Annotated in this window: 14 protein-coding genes; 4 read left to right on the top strand and 10 right to left on the bottom strand. The window is 74.1% G+C overall.

The genetic code is table 11. The annotated features are described in order from the left end of the window. Positions 1-221 precede the first annotated feature (221 nt). A complete protein-coding gene (locus ABZ449_RS03380) occupies positions 222-596 on the top strand; it encodes an RNA polymerase-binding protein RbpA (RefSeq protein ID WP_360339357.1) in 375 nt (124 codons plus the stop codon). 200 nt (positions 597-796) lie between these two features. Here ABZ449_RS03380 and fxsA read toward each other — a convergent pair whose 3' ends face one another. From fxsA to ABZ449_RS03355, 5 genes are all read right to left on the bottom strand, one after another. Beyond that, a complete protein-coding gene (fxsA, locus tag ABZ449_RS03375) occupies positions 797-1,375 on the bottom strand; it encodes an FxsA family membrane protein (RefSeq protein ID WP_360339354.1) in 579 nt (192 codons plus the stop codon). 56 nt (positions 1,376-1,431) lie between these two features. Beyond that, entirely contained in the window at positions 1,432-3,078 is a 1,647-nt protein-coding gene (lnt, locus tag ABZ449_RS03370; RefSeq protein ID WP_360339351.1) for an apolipoprotein N-acyltransferase, read from the bottom strand. 96 nt (positions 3,079-3,174) lie between these two features. After that, positions 3,175-3,627, bottom strand: coding sequence for an N-acetyltransferase (locus ABZ449_RS03365; protein WP_360339348.1), 453 nt, complete (start codon positions 3,625-3,627; stop codon positions 3,175-3,177). Positions 3,628-3,670: 43 nt separating this feature from the next. After that, positions 3,671-5,278 (bottom strand): amidohydrolase, encoded by a 1,608-nt coding sequence (locus ABZ449_RS03360; RefSeq protein WP_360339345.1) that lies wholly within the window; start codon positions 5,276-5,278, stop codon positions 3,671-3,673. Between the two features lie 50 nt (positions 5,279-5,328). Beyond that, a complete protein-coding gene (locus ABZ449_RS03355; protein ID WP_045694655.1) occupies positions 5,329-5,769 on the bottom strand; it encodes an Lrp/AsnC family transcriptional regulator in 441 nt (146 codons plus the stop codon). A gap of 229 nt (positions 5,770-5,998) precedes the next feature. On the opposite strand from ABZ449_RS03355, the gene ABZ449_RS03350 reads away from it, so the two are divergent. Next, positions 5,999-6,520 (top strand): hypothetical protein, encoded by a 522-nt coding sequence (locus ABZ449_RS03350; protein ID WP_360339342.1) that lies wholly within the window; start codon positions 5,999-6,001, stop codon positions 6,518-6,520. A 113-nt stretch (positions 6,521-6,633) separates the two neighbouring features. On the opposite strand, the gene ABZ449_RS03345 is transcribed toward ABZ449_RS03350, so the two are convergent. Further along, on the bottom strand, positions 6,634-7,797 hold the full coding sequence (locus ABZ449_RS03345) for an acyl-CoA dehydrogenase (protein WP_360339339.1): 1,164 nt from the start codon (positions 7,795-7,797) through the stop codon (positions 6,634-6,636). A gap of 264 nt (positions 7,798-8,061) precedes the next feature. Here ABZ449_RS03345 and ABZ449_RS03340 point away from each other — a divergent pair, with 264 nt between their 5' ends. Beyond that, positions 8,062-8,664 carry a hypothetical protein gene (locus tag ABZ449_RS03340; protein WP_360339483.1) on the top strand — a complete coding sequence of 201 codons (603 nt, stop codon included), beginning with the start codon at positions 8,062-8,064 and terminating at the stop codon, positions 8,662-8,664. Between the two features lie 322 nt (positions 8,665-8,986). Further along, on the top strand, positions 8,987-11,137 hold the full coding sequence (locus ABZ449_RS03335; protein ID WP_360339336.1) for an AAA family ATPase: 2,151 nt from the start codon (positions 8,987-8,989) through the stop codon (positions 11,135-11,137). Positions 11,138-11,161: 24 nt separating this feature from the next. Here the strand turns inward: ABZ449_RS03335 and ABZ449_RS03330 are convergent, their stop codons facing one another. From ABZ449_RS03330 to ABZ449_RS03315, 4 genes are all read right to left on the bottom strand, one after another. After that, positions 11,162-12,148: an NAD-dependent epimerase/dehydratase family protein gene (locus ABZ449_RS03330; RefSeq protein ID WP_360339333.1), complete on the bottom strand. Its 987-nt coding sequence runs from the start codon at positions 12,146-12,148 to the stop codon at positions 11,162-11,164. Between the two features lie 90 nt (positions 12,149-12,238). Further along, the gene (locus tag ABZ449_RS03325; RefSeq protein ID WP_360339330.1) at positions 12,239-13,285 is read right to left on the bottom strand and encodes a hemolysin family protein; all 1,047 of its coding nucleotides are present in this window, start codon (positions 13,283-13,285) and stop codon (positions 12,239-12,241) included. Further along, the gene (locus tag ABZ449_RS03320) at positions 13,282-14,625 is read right to left on the bottom strand and encodes a hemolysin family protein (protein WP_360339327.1); all 1,344 of its coding nucleotides are present in this window, start codon (positions 14,623-14,625) and stop codon (positions 13,282-13,284) included. Before ABZ449_RS03320 ends, ABZ449_RS03325 begins: the two co-directional genes overlap by 4 nt. A 224-nt stretch (positions 14,626-14,849) precedes the next feature. Further along, entirely contained in the window at positions 14,850-15,290 is a 441-nt protein-coding gene (locus ABZ449_RS03315) for a PH domain-containing protein (protein ID WP_360339324.1), read from the bottom strand. Positions 15,291-15,323 lie beyond the last annotated feature (33 nt).

Below are 15,323 nucleotides of genomic sequence, written 5' to 3'. Positions count from 1 at the left end.
ACGGAAAGTCCGCAGGATCACCAGATGTGAAATAGGTGACACCTGGGGCGATATCGCCGGCCAGATGTGACAAATCGGGCGCAGGTGGGTACAAACAGGGACGGCACTACAGACGACGCATGTCCCGGGACGGGAATCTTCGTCGGAAGCCGAGCGTTGACCGAACGACGAAGAACAGCGACCACTAGTCCTGTGGGCCATAAGCCCGGGAGGCACGATTCATGAGCGAGCGAGCTCTCCGCGGCACGCGACTCGGGGCCACTAGCTACGAGACCGACCGTGGTATCGATCTGGCTCCCCGCCAGACCGTCGAGTACGCATGTCAGAACGGACACCGTTTCGAGGTTCCTTTCTCGGTCGAGGCGGAGATCCCCGCGACCTGGGAATGCCGCTTCTGCGGCCAGGAGGCGGTGCTTCTCGACGGTGACGAGCCGGAAGAGAAGAAGACCAAGCCGACGCGCACCCATTGGGACATGCTGATGGAGCGCCGTACGCGCGAGGAGCTGGAGGAGGTGCTGGCCGAACGGCTGGCCGTGCTCCGCTCCGGTGGGATGAACCTCGCGGTGCACCCGCGGGACACCCGCAAGAGCGCCTGACACCTCGCTCCCGCCCCGAGCGGGAGGACGCGAAAAGGGACCCTGGCCACCAGGGTCCCTTTCGCGTTGTCGGGCGTCGTCCGGCAGGTTCCGCACACGGGTCCGCGTTCCGCGCACCGTCCCGTCCCGCGCCCTACGCGCGACGAGCCCCCGAGGGGCGGGTCCTCCGCGCCTCGGGGGCTCTCGTCGTGACGGGCCGGTCAGCCGGCGATCGGCGGGCGGTAGGTGGTGTCGGGGCCCTGCGGGCCGCGCGGGCCGGCCTCCGGGTCCACCACCTCGCCCTGGATCACCTTGCCGTCCGGGCGGTGGATGCGCAGCTGCTCCTGGAGCCGCATCGCGTCCGCGAACGGGTCGGCGCCGGCCACGGAGGCACTGCGCAGCGCCTTCTCCGCGACCCGGCGCCCGAGCGCCCGCCACAGCGCCCGGGTGGGCGGGAAGAGCAGGGTCAGGGCCAGCAGGTCCGACAGGAAGCCGGGGACGATCAGCAGCAGGCCGGCCAGCACGGTCATGCTGGTGCCGGTCTGCGGCTGCTGGGACTGCGGGTTCTTGCTCTGCTCGATCGCCGCCGACAGCGCCTTCAACCCGGCCCGCTTGATCAGCGAGCCGCCGATCAGGGCGCCCGCGATCAGCAGCAGCACGACGGTGAAGCCGCCCAGCCAAGAGCCGACCTGGACCAGCAGCCAGATCTCCAGCACCAGCCAGGCGGTGATCAGCAGCGGCAGCACCCGGCGGAGCCTGCTACGCGGGGCCGGACGGGTGGGGGTAGCTTGCTGGGTCACGGTACGAATCCACTCCAAGGCGGTGCTCTGCGCGCCGCACGGGAGGTCCGGGCCGGCTACGGCACCACCTGGTCCAACGATTCCGCCCCGGCCGGTGTTCCAGCCGAGGCCTTCCGGCGCCGTCCGACCAGCACCGCCGCGCCGCAGGCCAGCAGGCCGCCGACGGCCAGCGTCCACTCCGGGGCGGCGCCGACCTCGTCGGCCACCGTGGTGCCGTCGCGCAGCGGGACGGTGGCCGACAGCTCGGCCGCGGTCAGCTCCTCGGTGCGCTGCTGGACGGTGCCGTCCGGGGCGATCACCGCGCTGATGCCACTGGTGGCGGCGATCAGCACCGCCCGGCCGTGCTCGACGGCCCGCAGCCGGCTCATCGCCAGTTGCTGCTCGGGCTGTCCGGTCTTGGCGTACGTCGCGTTGTTGGTCTGGACGACCAGCACCCGGGCACCGCTGTCCACGGTGTCGCGGACGATCTCGTCGTACGCGACCTCGAAGCAGATCACGTCGCCGATCCTGGCCGGGCCGAGCTGCATCACGCCGTTGTGGTCGCCGGGGTAGAAGTCCCGGGCGACCCGCTGGAGGCGGGTGATCACCTTCATCAGCTGGGCGCGGAAGGGCACGTACTCGCCGAACGGGACGGGGTGCTGCTTGGTGTAGGAGGCGCCGGGGCCGGTGACCGGGTCCCAGACGATGCCCTCGTTCTGGACGTGCTGCGCGTCCGGGCCGTCCACCAGGGTGCCGACCAGGGTGGGCACGCCGACCGCCTTGACCGCCTGGTCGATCCGCTGGCGGGCCAGCGGATCGCTGAACGGGTCGAGGTCGGAGGAGTTCTCCGGCCAGATCACGATGTCGGGCCGCTCGACCTTGCCGGCCCTGATGTCGGCGGCGAGCCGCTCGGTGGCCGAGGCGTGGTTGTTGAGGACCATCATCGGGCGGCCCAGGAAGTCCATGCCCGGGTTGGGCACGTTGCCCTGGACGATGGCGACCTTGACGGTGTCGTCGGCGGCCGTGGGCACCGGGACGAGGTAGCCGGCCAGCAGCGCGGCCACCGCGCCGAGCGCCGCCAGCGCGGCCGCCTTCGGGGCCCTGCCGGGCCCGCGCACCCGCAGGGCGGCCCAGGCCAGCAGGGCGCCGCAGAGGGCGACCGCGAAGGTCACCAGCGGCGCGCCGCCGAGCGCGGCCAGCGGGGTGAACGGGGTGGCGGTGTTGGCGAAGGCGAGCCGGCCCCAGGGGAAGCCGCCGAGCGGCAGCCGGTCGCGGGCCCACTCCTGGGTGACCCACAGGCAGGCCGCCCAGAGCGGCGCGCCGGGCAGCCGGGAGGTGACGGCCAGGGCGCCGCCGAGCAGGGCCAGGAACAGCGCCTCCACGACGGACAGGCCGATCGTGGCGTCCCAGCCGACCACCCGCAGCCAGCTGAGCAGCATCAGGAAGAACGGCAGGCCGAAGGCGAAGCCGGTCCACAGGCCCTGGCGGAAGGTGCGGCCACGGGTGAGCAGCGAGAGCGCGGCGACGCCGAGCAGCGACAGCGGCCACAGGTCGTACGGCGGGAAGGCGAGGGCCAGCAGCAGGCCGGCCAGGACGGCGAGGCCGGTACGGGGAAGCCCGGCGCGGACCTTGGCGAGCGCGCGGGCTCCACGGCTCGGTCGGGGCGCCGGCTCCTGCGGCTCGGGCACGGCCTCGGGCCGTTCCTGGGTGACGGGAGTGGCCACCGGCGCACCATCTTCCTGGGGCTTGCTGTTCGGACGCTGTGCGAAAGAAGGTACCCCGGAACGTCGGTGGCCCGTGCGGTGAGGGTGGTGGCGGGGTCAGCGCGGGGCGTAGCGGAACTGCCGCAGCGGCCAGTGGCCGGCGAGCCAGTCGGAGACGGCGCGGTGCAGCGGCGCGTCCAGGTGGGCGCGGTCGGCCCGGACCCAGGAGCTGACCGAGGCCACGGACGGGTCCTCGCGGTCCGGGTAGACGTAGACGCAGCCGATGACCTCGTCGCGGTCCGGTTCCAGGACGGTGTAGGTGAAACCGGTGCGGGCCTCGAAGTCGGCGGCGTGGCGGCGCAGGTCGTCGAGGTTCCGCTCCAGGGGCATCCCGTCGGCGGGCGGCCAACCCCGGCCGACCCAGCCGGGGGTGGCGCGGATGTGGGGAATGCTGTTCGTCCAGGCGGCGTGGTCGGAGGCGTTGTGCTGCTCGCCCAGGGGCTCCAGGCGGAACTCCGGGGCGAGCAGTTCGCGCGGGACGGTGAAGTCGGCGGGCACCAGTGCGGTCATGGTCGGTCAACCTAGGCCGCGGCGGCCCGCCGTTCCACGGGTTTTACCGCTGGTACACCGTGCGGCCGCGGACCACGGTGCGCAGGCAGGTCGGCAGCGGGTGGCCCGGGGTGAGGTCGGGCAGCCCGGGGGTGCCGGAGCGCGGGTCGGTGGACCAGCCGGCCACCCGGGAGTCGGGGGCCTGGACGACGAGGTCGCCGGCCGCCCAGATCGCGTAGCTGGCGACGGCGCCGGGGACGAGCACGCCGTCCTGGTCGCGGCCGATCGCTCGCCAGCCGCCGCGGGTGTGGGCGGTGAACGCGGCGCGGACCGAGATCCGGTGGTCCAGCGTCCGGTGGAAGGCCGCCGCGCGGACGGTGCCCCAGGGGTCGAGCGGGGTGACCGGGGCGTCCGAGCCGAAGGCCAGCGGGACGCCGGCCCGCAGCAGCGCGGCGAAGGGGTTGAGGGCGGCCGCCCGCTCGGCGCCCAGGCGATGGACGTACATGCCCTCCGGGCCGCCCCAGGCGGCGTCGAAGGCGGGCTGGACGGAGGCGGTGAGGCCGAGTTCGGCGAAGGCGGCGACGGCCTTGTCGTCCAGCGCCTCGGCGTGCTCGACGCGGTGGCGCAGGGCCCTGACCCGGTCGGCGCCGACCCGGGCGCCGGCTGCCCGGACGCCGTCCAGGACGGCCGCGACCGCCGCGTCGCCGATGGCGTGGAACCCGGCCTGGAGCCCCGCCTCGGTGCAGGCGGCGACGTGGTCGGCGACCTGCTCGGAGGTCAGGTAGGCGGTGCCGGTGTGCTCGGCGTCCTCGTACGGGGCGTGCAGGCAGGCGGTGTGCGAGCCGAGCGCGCCGTCCACGAAGAGGTCGCCGCCGGCGCCCACCGCACCGAGCCGGCGGGCGGTCTCGACTCCGCCCGACTCGCCCCAGTAGCCGAAGACTTCGGGACCCTCGCCCTCGGCGGCCAGCGCCAGCAGGGCGGCCAGGTCCGCCTCCGAGGAGATCTCCGGGCCGGCGCACTCGTGCAGGGCGCCGATGCCGAGTTCGGCGGCACGGGCCAGGGTGGCGCGCTGGGCCCGGCGGCGCTGCTCGGGGGTGAGGCGGGCCAGCGCGGTCTGCCGGACGGCGTGGTGGGCGTCCTTGGTGAGCGGGCCCTCGGGGTCGAATCCGGGCGCCTCGGCCAGGCCCTCGGTGAGGGTGCGCAGCGCGGTGGTGGCGAGCGCGGAGTGCACGTCGGTGCGGGAGAGGTAGAGCGCGGCGCCGCGGGCGGCGGCGTCGAGTTCGGCGAGCGTGGGCGGGCGGCCCTCGGGCCAGCCGGTCTCGTCCCAGCCGTGGCCGATCAGCACCCCGCCGGGCTCGGTCCGGGCCTCGACGAACGCGGTGACGGCGGCCAGGGCGGCGGCCAGCGAGGGGCTGCCGGTGAGGTCGAGGCCGGTGAGCGCCAGGCCGGTGGCGGTGGCGTGCACGTGGGCGTCCACGAAGGCGGGGGTGACCAGGGCGCCGTCCAGCTCGACGATCTCGTCGGCGGTCGCGGCGTACGCCTCGGCGGCGCCGTCGCTGCCGACCCAGGCGACATGCCCGCCCTCCACGAGCATCGCGGTGGCGAAGGGGTCGGCGGGGCTGTAGACGGCGCCGCCGCGCAGCAGGACGGTTCGTGGAGTGCGTTCGGTCATGCCGACAAGTCTGCACGTCACCGGTTCCGCCGCGCGGACCGGCCCGCGGTTCAGAGCTTCGGGGGGCGCGCCTCGTACGGGGTGGACAGCACGACGGTGGTGCGGGTGGAGACGCCGGCGGCGCTGCGGATGCGCGCGAGCAGGTCCTCCAGGTCGCCGGGGGCGCCGACGCGGACCTTGAGGATGTAGTTCTCGTCGCCGGCGACGCTGTGACAGGCCTCGATCTCGGGCAGGCCGGCCAGCCGCTCGGGGGTGTCGTCCGGGGCGCTCGGGTCGAAGGGCTTGACCGAGATGAACGCGGTCAGCGCCAGGTCGACGGCGTCGGGGTCGATGATCGCGGTGTAGCCGCGGATCACCCCGCGCTGTTCGAGGCGGCGCACCCGCTGGTGCACCGCCGAGGTGGACAGGCCGGTGGCCTTGCCCAGGTCCGTGTAGCTCATCCGGCCGTCCTCGAGGAGCAGCTGGACGATGCGTTGGTCGAGATCCTCCACAGTGCGCAAACCTACCCGGTCGGGAGCACGGGGGGCGCACGCGGTGGCACGGGGAGGGTTCGCAGGTGCCGGGCGGGCACATGCCGGGTGAATGTGGCACCGGATGTGGCCAAGGACACACCCGGTGCATCACGGTGCACGGGACCGCAGGATTATGAGTCCGGATCACAGGGAAGTGCTGGTTGTGGCCCTGGACGACCACGCCGGGCCCGATCCTAGGGGGATCCTCATGCCTGCTACCGACCAGCGTGCGCTGGGCTCCGACGAGACCGACGATACGGTCGACCACGAGGACCTCGCGGTCGACCACCTGCCTGGTGCCGACCCCGGCGAGGCGGAGATCTGGGACGTCTTCCGGGTCGACTGCCCCGAGTGCCGCCGCCCGATCGCTCTGGTGGCGGACGAGGAGCGGCTGCCGCAGCACGCACTGCTGCCGACCGCCTGGAACCCCTTCGCCCCCGCGATCTGCCCGGGTTCGGGCACGCCGACGGACGGCCTGGCCGAGGTCGAGGCCCCGGAGGACGCCGAGCCGACCGGCTTCGAGGCCCTGTTCAAGCTCCCGAGCGGGCTGGACTGGCGCACCCAGCCGTTCTCGCACGCCGTCGCGCACCGCCCGGTACGGCTCACCGCGGTCCCCCAGGCCGCCCCGGTGGCGCCCGCCGTCCCGACCGTCGCGGCGCTGCGGTCCGCGATCCCGGAGCAGCGCCGCCGTCGTCCGGCGCTGGCCGGCCGCGCCGCCAAGGCGAGCTGACCCTCCGCCCGGAACGCCTCCGGCCGTCACTCCGCACCCTGGAGTGACGGCCGGAGGCCGTGTGGAGGCCGGGGCCGCCGGGCGGATGGACGCCGGGCGGCCCCCGGGGCGGGTCAGCCCTTCGTGAGGTGGCGGCCGATCACCAGGCGCTGGATCTGGTTGGTGCCCTCGACGATCTGCAGCACCTTGGCCTCGCGCATGTAGCGCTCGGCCGGGAAGTCCTGGGTGTAGCCGTAGCCGCCGAGCACCTGGACGGCGTCGGTGGTCACCCGCATCACCGTGTCGGTGCAGAACAGCTTGGCCATCGCCGCCTCCTTGGAGAACGGCCGGCCGGCGTCCCGCAGCCGGGCGGCGGACAGGTAGAGCGAGCGGCCGGCCTCGATCTGGGTGGCCATGTCGGCGAGCATGAAGGACAGGCCCTGGAAGTCGGCGATCGGGCGGCCGAACTGGCGCCGGGTGCGGGCGTAGTCGACCGCGAGGTCGAGCGCGGCCTGGGCGACGCCTATGGCGCAGGCGGCGATGCCGAGGCGGCCGGAGTCCAGCGCGGCCAGGGCGATCTGGAAGCCCTGCCCCTCCTCGCCGATCAGCCGCTCGCGCGGGACCCGCACACCGTCGAAGTGCAGCTGTGCGGTCGGCGAGGAGCGCATGCCCATCTTGTGCTCCGGCGGGGCCGCGGACAGGCCCTGCTGGTTGCCGGGGACGAGCAGGCAGCTGATGCCCTTGGGGCCGTCCACGCCGGTGCGCACCAGGGCGCTGTAGAAGTCGGCCTGGCCGCCGTGGGTGATCCAGGCCTTGGTGCCGTTCACCACGTACGCGTCGCCGTCGAGGTCCGCGCGGGTGCGCAGCGCGGCCGCGTCGGAGCCGGACTGCGGCTCGGAGAGGCAGTAGGCGCCGAGCTGCTCGCCGGAGAGCATGGCGGGCAGCCACCTGTCGCGCTGCTCGTCGGTGCCGAAGGTGGCCAGCGCGTGGCAGGAGAGGGTGTGCACGCTGACGCCGAGGCCGACGGCCAGCCAGCCGGCCGCGAGCTCCTCCAGCACCTGCAGGTACACCTCGTAGGGCTGTTCGCCGCCGCCGTACTTCTCGTCGTACGGGAGGGAGAGCAGGCCGGCCTCGCCGAGGGTGCGGAAGACGTCCCGCGGGAAGCGGTCGGCGGCCTCGTCCTCCGCCGCGCGCGGCTGGAGCTCGTGCTGGACCAGGTCCCGGGTGAGGCTCAGCAGCTCGCGGGCCTCCTCGCTGGGCAGCTGGCGCTCCACGGCTTTCACAGGGGAGGGGGTCATGGCGGTGGTCGCCTCCTCGTTCGGGCGCCGGACCGAGGTGTCGGCTGTCCCGGCGGGGTGCGGCTTGTCGGACCGACCGGCACCGGGTTGCGGTGAACGGCCGTTCACAGTCGTGGCGAAGGCGAGTATGCCCGAAACCCGCGCTGCCGTCACGACCTGCACAGATGAACTGTCCGCAGTGGCGGGCTACGGCACCGTAGGGTTGACGTTGTGGCTGCATCCGAACCTCTTCCGTCCCCGCTCCGGACCGCTCCGGACGCCCGGCTGACCGCGCTCGCGGCGGAGCTGCGCACACTGGCACCCTCCTGCGGGCCGGTGCGGCTGGTCGCGGTGGACGGGCACGCGGGCTCCGGCAAGACCACCTTCGCCGGGCGGCTGGCGGCGGCGCTCGGCGGGGCCCCGGTGGTCCACCTCGACGACCTGGCCACCCACCGCGAGCCGTTCGAGTGGACCGGGCGCCTGTACGAGCAGGTGCTGGAGCCGCTGGCGGCCGGACGGGACGCCGAGTACCGGGTGTACGACTGGACGCTGCGCCGCTTCGCGGGCACGGCCGCGGTGCCGGCCGCCCCGGTGGTGCTGGTCGAGGGGGTCGGCGCGGGCCGGCGGGCGGTGCGGCCGCGGCTGGCCCGGGTGATCTGGATGGAGCTGGACGCCGCTGCGGCCCGGCGGCGCGGCGAGGAGCGGGACGGTCCGGAACTGGCCGAGTTCTGGGCGGGCTGGGCCCGGGCCGAATCGGCGCATTTCGCCGCCGATCCGAGCCGTCCGTTCGCCGCGACGCGGGTCGACGGGGTGACCGGCCGGATCGCCCCGGGCACCGTCGGTGAATCTTCAACCACTGCCTTGACCTGCGGCATCGCCAGGATCTAGGTTCTCCTCAGCCACCGGAATACATGCTTCCGGTTGCCTCGGACCCGGCGCCCCCGGCTTGTTCCCCCGTGAGCCGGGGGCGCCGTCCGGTCCCCTTCCGAAACTCGCTCCCCGGCGGCGCGTTTCCTCGCCCGGCCGCTCAACGGCCGTCCGCACGATCACATTTGACCCTGTACGGCACCCTTCCGGATCAGCTCCGCGCCGGTACGATTCCCGACAGGCGCATATGCGCCGCAGGGGTCGACGACCACCGGCCGGGCTGGGCGCAGGCGACTCGCCGGTCGAGCCCCGGGCCGCACCGCGGGGGGCGTGAGTGACGACGGTGGACAGTTCCGACAGCACGGCGGGCGGGCCGGACCGGCTCGCCGACCGCGCCTGGCTGCGCGCCATGGACGCCTACACGGCCGGTGCGTACACCCGGGCCGAGGAGGAGTTCCGGGCCGCCGTCCGGCTGGACCCGGGCATGGCCGACGCCTGGCTCGGACTGCACGCGCTGCGCAGCGACACCTCGGCCGCGCTGCTGGCCATGCACCGACACCAGAAACGCTTCGGCGAACAGCGACGGCTGCACCGACGGCCACTCAGTTCCTGGTACTGGCTGGGCTGGTGGGTGCAACCGGTGCTGGAGGACGCCCGCGACCTCGCGCTGGCGCACGCCTCGCACTGGCTCGACGGCCGCCATCTGGCCGAGCTGGACCGGGCGTTGGAACAGTGCCCGGCGCCCGCCGAGGACCCCTGCGCCCGCTTCCTGTACGCCTGCCGCTCCTACCTGCTCAAGGACTGGGAGCAGCTGATCCGGGACACCGACCGCCTGCTGGACGACCCGCTGCTCGGCATCGAGGCCGGGCTGTTCGCCGGCATGGCGCGGGTGCGCCTGGACATGTGCGCCCAGGCCCAGGCCCCGCTGGCCGCCTCGCTGGCCCGCTGCCGCTCCGAGCAGCCCCAGCGCAAGGAGCTGCGGTACTGGCTCGCGCGGGCCTATGACGGGGCCGGACGCAGCGCGGCGGCGCTGCCGCTCTACCGGGCGGTGCACCGGGCGGACCCGGCGTTCATGGACACCGCGGCCCGGCTGGCGGCCATAGCGGCCGACGACGCGCTCGCGGACGGACTCGTGGACGGCCTCGCGGACGGGTTCGCGGACGGACTGCCGACGGGCGGGCGCCCGGGTTCGGCCGACGCCGCCGCACCGGGCGGTCCCGGAGCCGACACCGGGTTCCCGGACGAGGCCGGGTTCGCCGGACTGCCCGGGTACGGCGAGGAGTTCGCGGACGCGGGCGGGCCGAGCGGGCTGACCGTCTCGGGCGACGGGGTGTCGAACGGCGCCCTGTCCGACGTCGTCCCGTCGGGCGGCGGACCCTCGGTGGACGCGGGACTGCTGGACACGGGACTGCTGGACGCCGGACCGATGGACGCCGGGCCGATGGACGGGCCCGCCGCGGACGGGGCCCTGGCCGGTGGCGCCCTGCTGGACGGCGGCCAGGGCGACGGCGCACCGCAGGCCGCCGGGGAGCGCTCCGGCTCGGGCGCGCCGCCCTCCCCCGGCGCACCGCCGGCGCCGGCCCTCGGCCGGGTGCAGCCCCGGACCGCCGCCGCGCCCGAGCCCCGGTCCGGTGGCGACGAGCGGGAGCTGGACGCGGCCCTGGCCGAACTCTCGCTGATGGTCGGCCTGGAGCCGGTCAAGCGTCAGGTGCGGGCGCTGTCGGCGCAGTTGAGAATGTCGCGACTGCGGGCCGAGCAGGGCCTGCCCGTCCAGCCGCCGAAGCGCCACTTCGTCTTCTCCGGCCCCTCGGGCACCGGGAAGACCACCGTGGCCCGCATCCTCGGCCGGGTCTTCCACGCCCTCGGCCTGCTCTCCGGCGACCACCTGGTGGAGGCCCAACGCGCCGACCTGGTGGGCGAGTTCCTCGGCCAGACCGCGGTGAAGGCGAACGAGCTGATCGACTCCGCGCTGGACGGCGTGCTCTTCATCGACGAGGCGTACAGCCTCTCCAACTCCGGCTACACCAAGGGCGACGCGTACGGCGACGAGGCGCTCCAGGTGCTGCTCAAGCGCGCCGAGGACAACCGCGACCGGCTGGTGGTGATCCTGGCCGGCTACCCCGAGGGCATGAACCGGCTGCTCGCCACCAACCCCGGCCTCAACTCCCGCTTCACCACCCGGGTCGACTTCCCCAGCTACCGACCCGGCGAACTGACCGCGATCGGCGCCGCGCTGGCGGGCCGGGACGGCGACGGCTGGGACGAGGACGCCGCCGAGGAACTCGCCAGCATCTGCACCCACGTGGTCCGCGAGGGCTGGATCGACGACCTGGGCAACGGCCGGTTCATCCGCACCCTGTACGAGAAGTCCTGTGCCTACCGGGACCTGCGGCTGTCGCTGCTGCGCGAGCCGCCGGGCCGGGAGGACCTGGCCACCCTGCGGCTGCCGGACCTGGTCCAGGCGTACGGGGAGCTGATCGACGGCCGGGGCTGAGGCCACGACCGGCTCCCCCGGGGCTCAGCCTCGCAGGACCTCGGCCTCGCGCTCGGGGTCGAGCCCCACGTTCGGCCGGTCCTCGCGCTGCGGGGCCTCGCCGCCGATCGCCCGCAGCCAGGCCCAGGTGTCCGCCACGGTCTCCTCGACCGGGCGGCAGCGCAGCCCGTCGGCCACCGCGCGGGCGACCGAAGCGGTGTGCAGGTAGTCGTACAGCTCGCCGGGCGCCGCCCAGATCGGCAGCTCGGTCCACGACTCGATGCCGGCGGCGGCGATCCGCTCCGGGTCCGTCCAGCGGAGCTCGGCGTCCGAGCCGGTGGCCCGCACACAGGCCTCCAGGAGGCTCCCGGTGGTGGCATGGCCGGTCGGGCTGACCACGTTGTACGCCCCGGACAGGCGCGCGGCCGTGGCGTCCAGGGTCCAGCTCGCGAGGTCGCGGACGTCGATGTACTGCAGCGGGGTGTCGCGCGGGCCGGGAGCGAGCACCGGGCCGCCCCGGGCGATCCGGTTCAACCACCAGGGCAGCCGGCCGATGTTCTCGTGCGGACCGAGGATCAGCCCGGAGCGGGCGAGCAGCGCGCCGCCGCCGAACTCGGCCTCCAGGGCCAGCTCGGCGCCGCGCTTGTTCTCCGCGTAGCCGACCTCGCCGGTCTCGTCCGGGTCGCCCTCCACGACCCCGGCGGACTCGTCGGCGCCGGGCGCCTTCGGCCACGCGTACACCGAAGCGCTGGAGATGTACGCGTAGTGGCCGACCCGGCCGTTGAGCAGCCGGGCGCTGTCGCGCACCGCGGCCGGAGCCCAGGACCAGGTGTCCACCACCGAGTCCCACTCCCCCGTCGCCAGTGCGGCGAGGCCGCCCTCGGCGGTACGGTCGCCCTTCAGCACGTCGACGCCCTCGGGTGCGGGCTGCGTGCCGCGGTTGAGGGCCGTCACCTCCCAGCCCCTGGCCAGCGCCTCCTCGGCGACGACCCGTCCGACGAACTTCGTTCCACCCAGCAGCAGGAGTCTCATGCCGACCACCCTGATCCAGGCTGGCCGGCATGGGAACGGGTGCATGCTCTCAGCAGAATCGCCAGGAGCGGACACCGGCCGTCAGGACGTTCAGGCCGTGGCGCGGTGGTCCGGGTCGTACACCTCGCCGACCAGCTCCTCCAGCACGTCCTCCAGCATGACCACGCCGAGCGTGCGCCCGTCCTGGTCGAGCACGGCGGCCAGGTGGCAGGTGGCCCGGCGCATCGCGCCGAGGGCGTCGTCCAGCGGGAGGCTGCCGCGCAGCACCGTGATCGGCCGCCACAGACGGGCCGGGACGGGCGCCGAGGGGTCGTCCGCGTCGAGGACGTCCTTGAGGTGGACGTAGCCGAGGTAGCCGTGGCCGGCCGGGTCTCCGTCGGTGACCGGGAAGCGCGAGAAGCCGGTGCGCAGCGCCAGCTCCTCGACCTCGGCGGCGGTCGCCTTGGGGTCCACGGTGACCAGCTGCTCGGGCTTGAGCAGCACCTCGGTCACCGGGCGGCGGCCCAGCTCCAGGGCGTCCTCCAGGCGCTCCTGGCGGCCCTCGTCGAGCAGGCCGGCGTCCCGGGAGTCCGCCAGCAGGTACATCAGCTGCTCGGTGGTGAAGACCGACTCGACCTCGTCCTTGGCGTCCACCCGGAACAGCTTCAGCACGCCGTTGGCGAAGGCGTTCAGCAGCCGGATCACCGGGGCGAGCCAGCGGGCCAGCCGGTCCAGCGGCGGGCCGAGCCAGAGCGCGGCCCGCTCGGGGCCGGCCATGGCCATGTTCTTGGGCACCATCTCGCCCATCACCATGTGCAGGAACACCACGACGGCGAGCGAGATGCCGTACGAGAGCGGGTGCATCAGGCCGGACGGGACGCCGATCGCGTGGAACGGGCCCTCCAGCAGGGCGGCGATGGTCGGCTCGGCGAGGGCACCGAGGCCCAGCGAGCAGACGGTGATGCCGAGCTGGGCGGCGGCCAGCATCGCGGAGACGTTGGACAGCGCGTGCAGCACGGTGCGGGCACGCTTGTGCCCGGCCTCGGCGAGCGGCTCGATCTGGCTGCGGCGCACCGACACCACGGCGAACTCGGCACCCACGAAGAAGGCGTTGCCGAGCAGGAGCACCAGCGCGACGGCCAGTTGCAGGGCGGTCATCGGCCCTCCTCCCGGTCCTCGTCGAACCGCGCGGGCGCGGTGGTGCGTTCCACCCGGACCCCGGTGGTGCGGTGGCGGTCGACACCGGTGACGGTGAAGCGCCAGCCGGGCAGCTCGGCCTGCTCGCCCACCTCGGGGAGCTTGCCGAGCAGGTCGGAGACCAGGCCGGCCAGGGTCTCGTACGGGCCGTCCGGGGCGTTCAGGCCGATCCGCTCCAGTTGGTCGATCCGGGCGCGGCCGTCGGCCTCCCAGACCGGCAGGCCGTCGACCGGCGGCAGCGGGAGCAGCTCGGGGTGGTCGTCCGGGTCGTGCTCGTCCTGCACCTCGCCGACGATCTCCTCCACGATGTCCTCGACGGTGGCGACGCCGGCGGTGCCGCCGTACTCGTCGACCACGATGGCCATCGGCTGGAGGCGGCGCAGCTGGTCGAGCAGCCGCTCGGCGGGCAGCGTCTCGGGCACCAGCAGCGGCGGCGAGGCCAGCTCGCCGACCCGCACCAGGCCGCGCCGGGCGGCCGGGACGGCCAGGGCGTCCTTGAGCGTGACGGTCCCGGTGACCTCGTCCAGGCTGTCGGTGTAGACCGGGAAGCGGGACAGGCCGGTGGCCCTGGTCAGGTTGATGACGTCGGAGGCGGTGGCGTCGCGCTGGAGTGCGGCCACCTCGACGCGCGGGGTCATCACGGACTCCGCGGTCAGCTCGCTCAGGCCCAGGGTCCGGACGAACAGGGTCGCCGACTCCTCGTCTATCGCGCCGGCCCTGGCCGAGTGGCGGGCCAGCGAGACCAGCTCGTCCGGGGTGCGGGCGTGGCCCAGCTCCTCCTGCGGCTCGATGCCGAAGGCCCGGACGGTCCGGTCGGCGGTGCCGTTCAGGAAGCTGATCAGCGGGCGGCAGGCGAGGGAGAAGGCCATGTGCGGAGCGGCGACCGCGCGGGCCACCTGGAGCGGGCGGGAGATCGCCCAGTTCTTCGGCACCAGCTCGCCGATCACCATCTGGACGACGGTGGCCAGCACCATGCCGACGATCACGGAGACGCCGCGGGCCGCGGACTCGGGCACGCCGATGCCGGTCATCACGGGTGCGAGCAGGGTGGACAGCGCCGGCTCGGCGAGCATGCCGACCACCAGCGAGGTGACGGTGATGCCGAGCTGGGCGCCGGAGAGTTCGAAGGAGAGGTGCCGCAGGGCCCTCGCGACGCGGCGGGACTTGGCGTCGCCCGCTCCGGCGGAACGATCGACCTCCCCGCGCTCGACGGTCACGAAGGCGAACTCGGCGGCCACGAACAGGCCGTTGGCGAGGATCAGGAGGACGGCCGCGAGCAACAGCAGCCAGGCGGTGATCACAGTGCCGCCTGCCTTCCGGAGGTCGGAAGCGAGGCGGCGCAGGTACTACCGGACGGATCGTCCATCGAGGGGGAGTGTCACTCCTCAGGTCGGGTTCGGGCACTCGATTTCGGGCAGGGCGGAGTTTGCCCTGCTTTTACCAGCGTAGACCATACCCGGATGGGTGAAGGAAGCCTGTTCGACCCACCGGGGCGGAGGAAGCCCAGGTGGGAGCGGGTCCGGAGTCAGACCCGGGCGTGGTGCTCGACCAGGTCGCGCAGCGCGCGGGCGTCCGCGATCGCCCGGTCCTTGCCGACCCCGGACTGGATGCCGACCGCGGCGAGCGAGGTGCCGTCGGCGAGGTCGAGGGTGGCCCACGGGTCGCCCTGGCGGAAGTTGACACGGACGATCTCGGCCCAGGCGAGCCGGCGACGGCGGACGAAGTTGACCACCGTCACGCCCTCCGCGTCGGCGCTCACCCGGGGGCGGGCCAGCATCAGGCCGACGCCGGCGAACAGGACGCCGCTGGCGACCATCATGATCCGGTCGTTGAGCTGCCAGTTCTCCGGGAGCATCACGGCCATCGCGGAGAACAGCGCCACCAGCAGCACGCAGACCGGCAGCAGCACGGCGCGGGTGCGGCGCGGCGCCCAGGTGACGGGGAACTGGACGGGCGGCGTGGACACGTGGGGTCTCCGGGGGTGGTTCTGGTTGCGGCG

It is taken from the genome of Kitasatospora sp. NPDC005856, assembly GCF_040629945.1.
In the GTDB taxonomy this organism is placed as follows: domain Bacteria; phylum Actinomycetota; class Actinomycetes; order Streptomycetales; family Streptomycetaceae; genus Kitasatospora.
The sequence above is the reverse complement of the archived record's forward strand: the minus strand, read 5'-3'. Positions and strand labels throughout refer to the sequence as shown.

Coding starts and splice junctions, on each gene's coding strand:
- ABZ449_RS03380 (WP_360339357.1), top strand. CDS start 222: ATGAGCGAGCGAGCTCTCCGCGGCACGCGACTCGGGGCCACTAGCTAC.
- ABZ449_RS03365 (WP_360339348.1), bottom strand. CDS start 3,627: ATGACCGCACTGGTGCCCGCCGACTTCACCGTCCCGCGCGAACTGCTC.
- ABZ449_RS03360 (WP_360339345.1), bottom strand. CDS start 5,278: ATGACCGAACGCACTCCACGAACCGTCCTGCTGCGCGGCGGCGCCGTC.
- ABZ449_RS03350 (WP_360339342.1), top strand. CDS start 5,999: ATGCCTGCTACCGACCAGCGTGCGCTGGGCTCCGACGAGACCGACGAT.
- ABZ449_RS03345 (WP_360339339.1), bottom strand. CDS start 7,797: ATGACCCCCTCCCCTGTGAAAGCCGTGGAGCGCCAGCTGCCCAGCGAG.
- ABZ449_RS03330 (WP_360339333.1), bottom strand. CDS start 12,148: ATGAGACTCCTGCTGCTGGGTGGAACGAAGTTCGTCGGACGGGTCGTC.
- ABZ449_RS03325 (WP_360339330.1), bottom strand. CDS start 13,285: ATGACCGCCCTGCAACTGGCCGTCGCGCTGGTGCTCCTGCTCGGCAAC.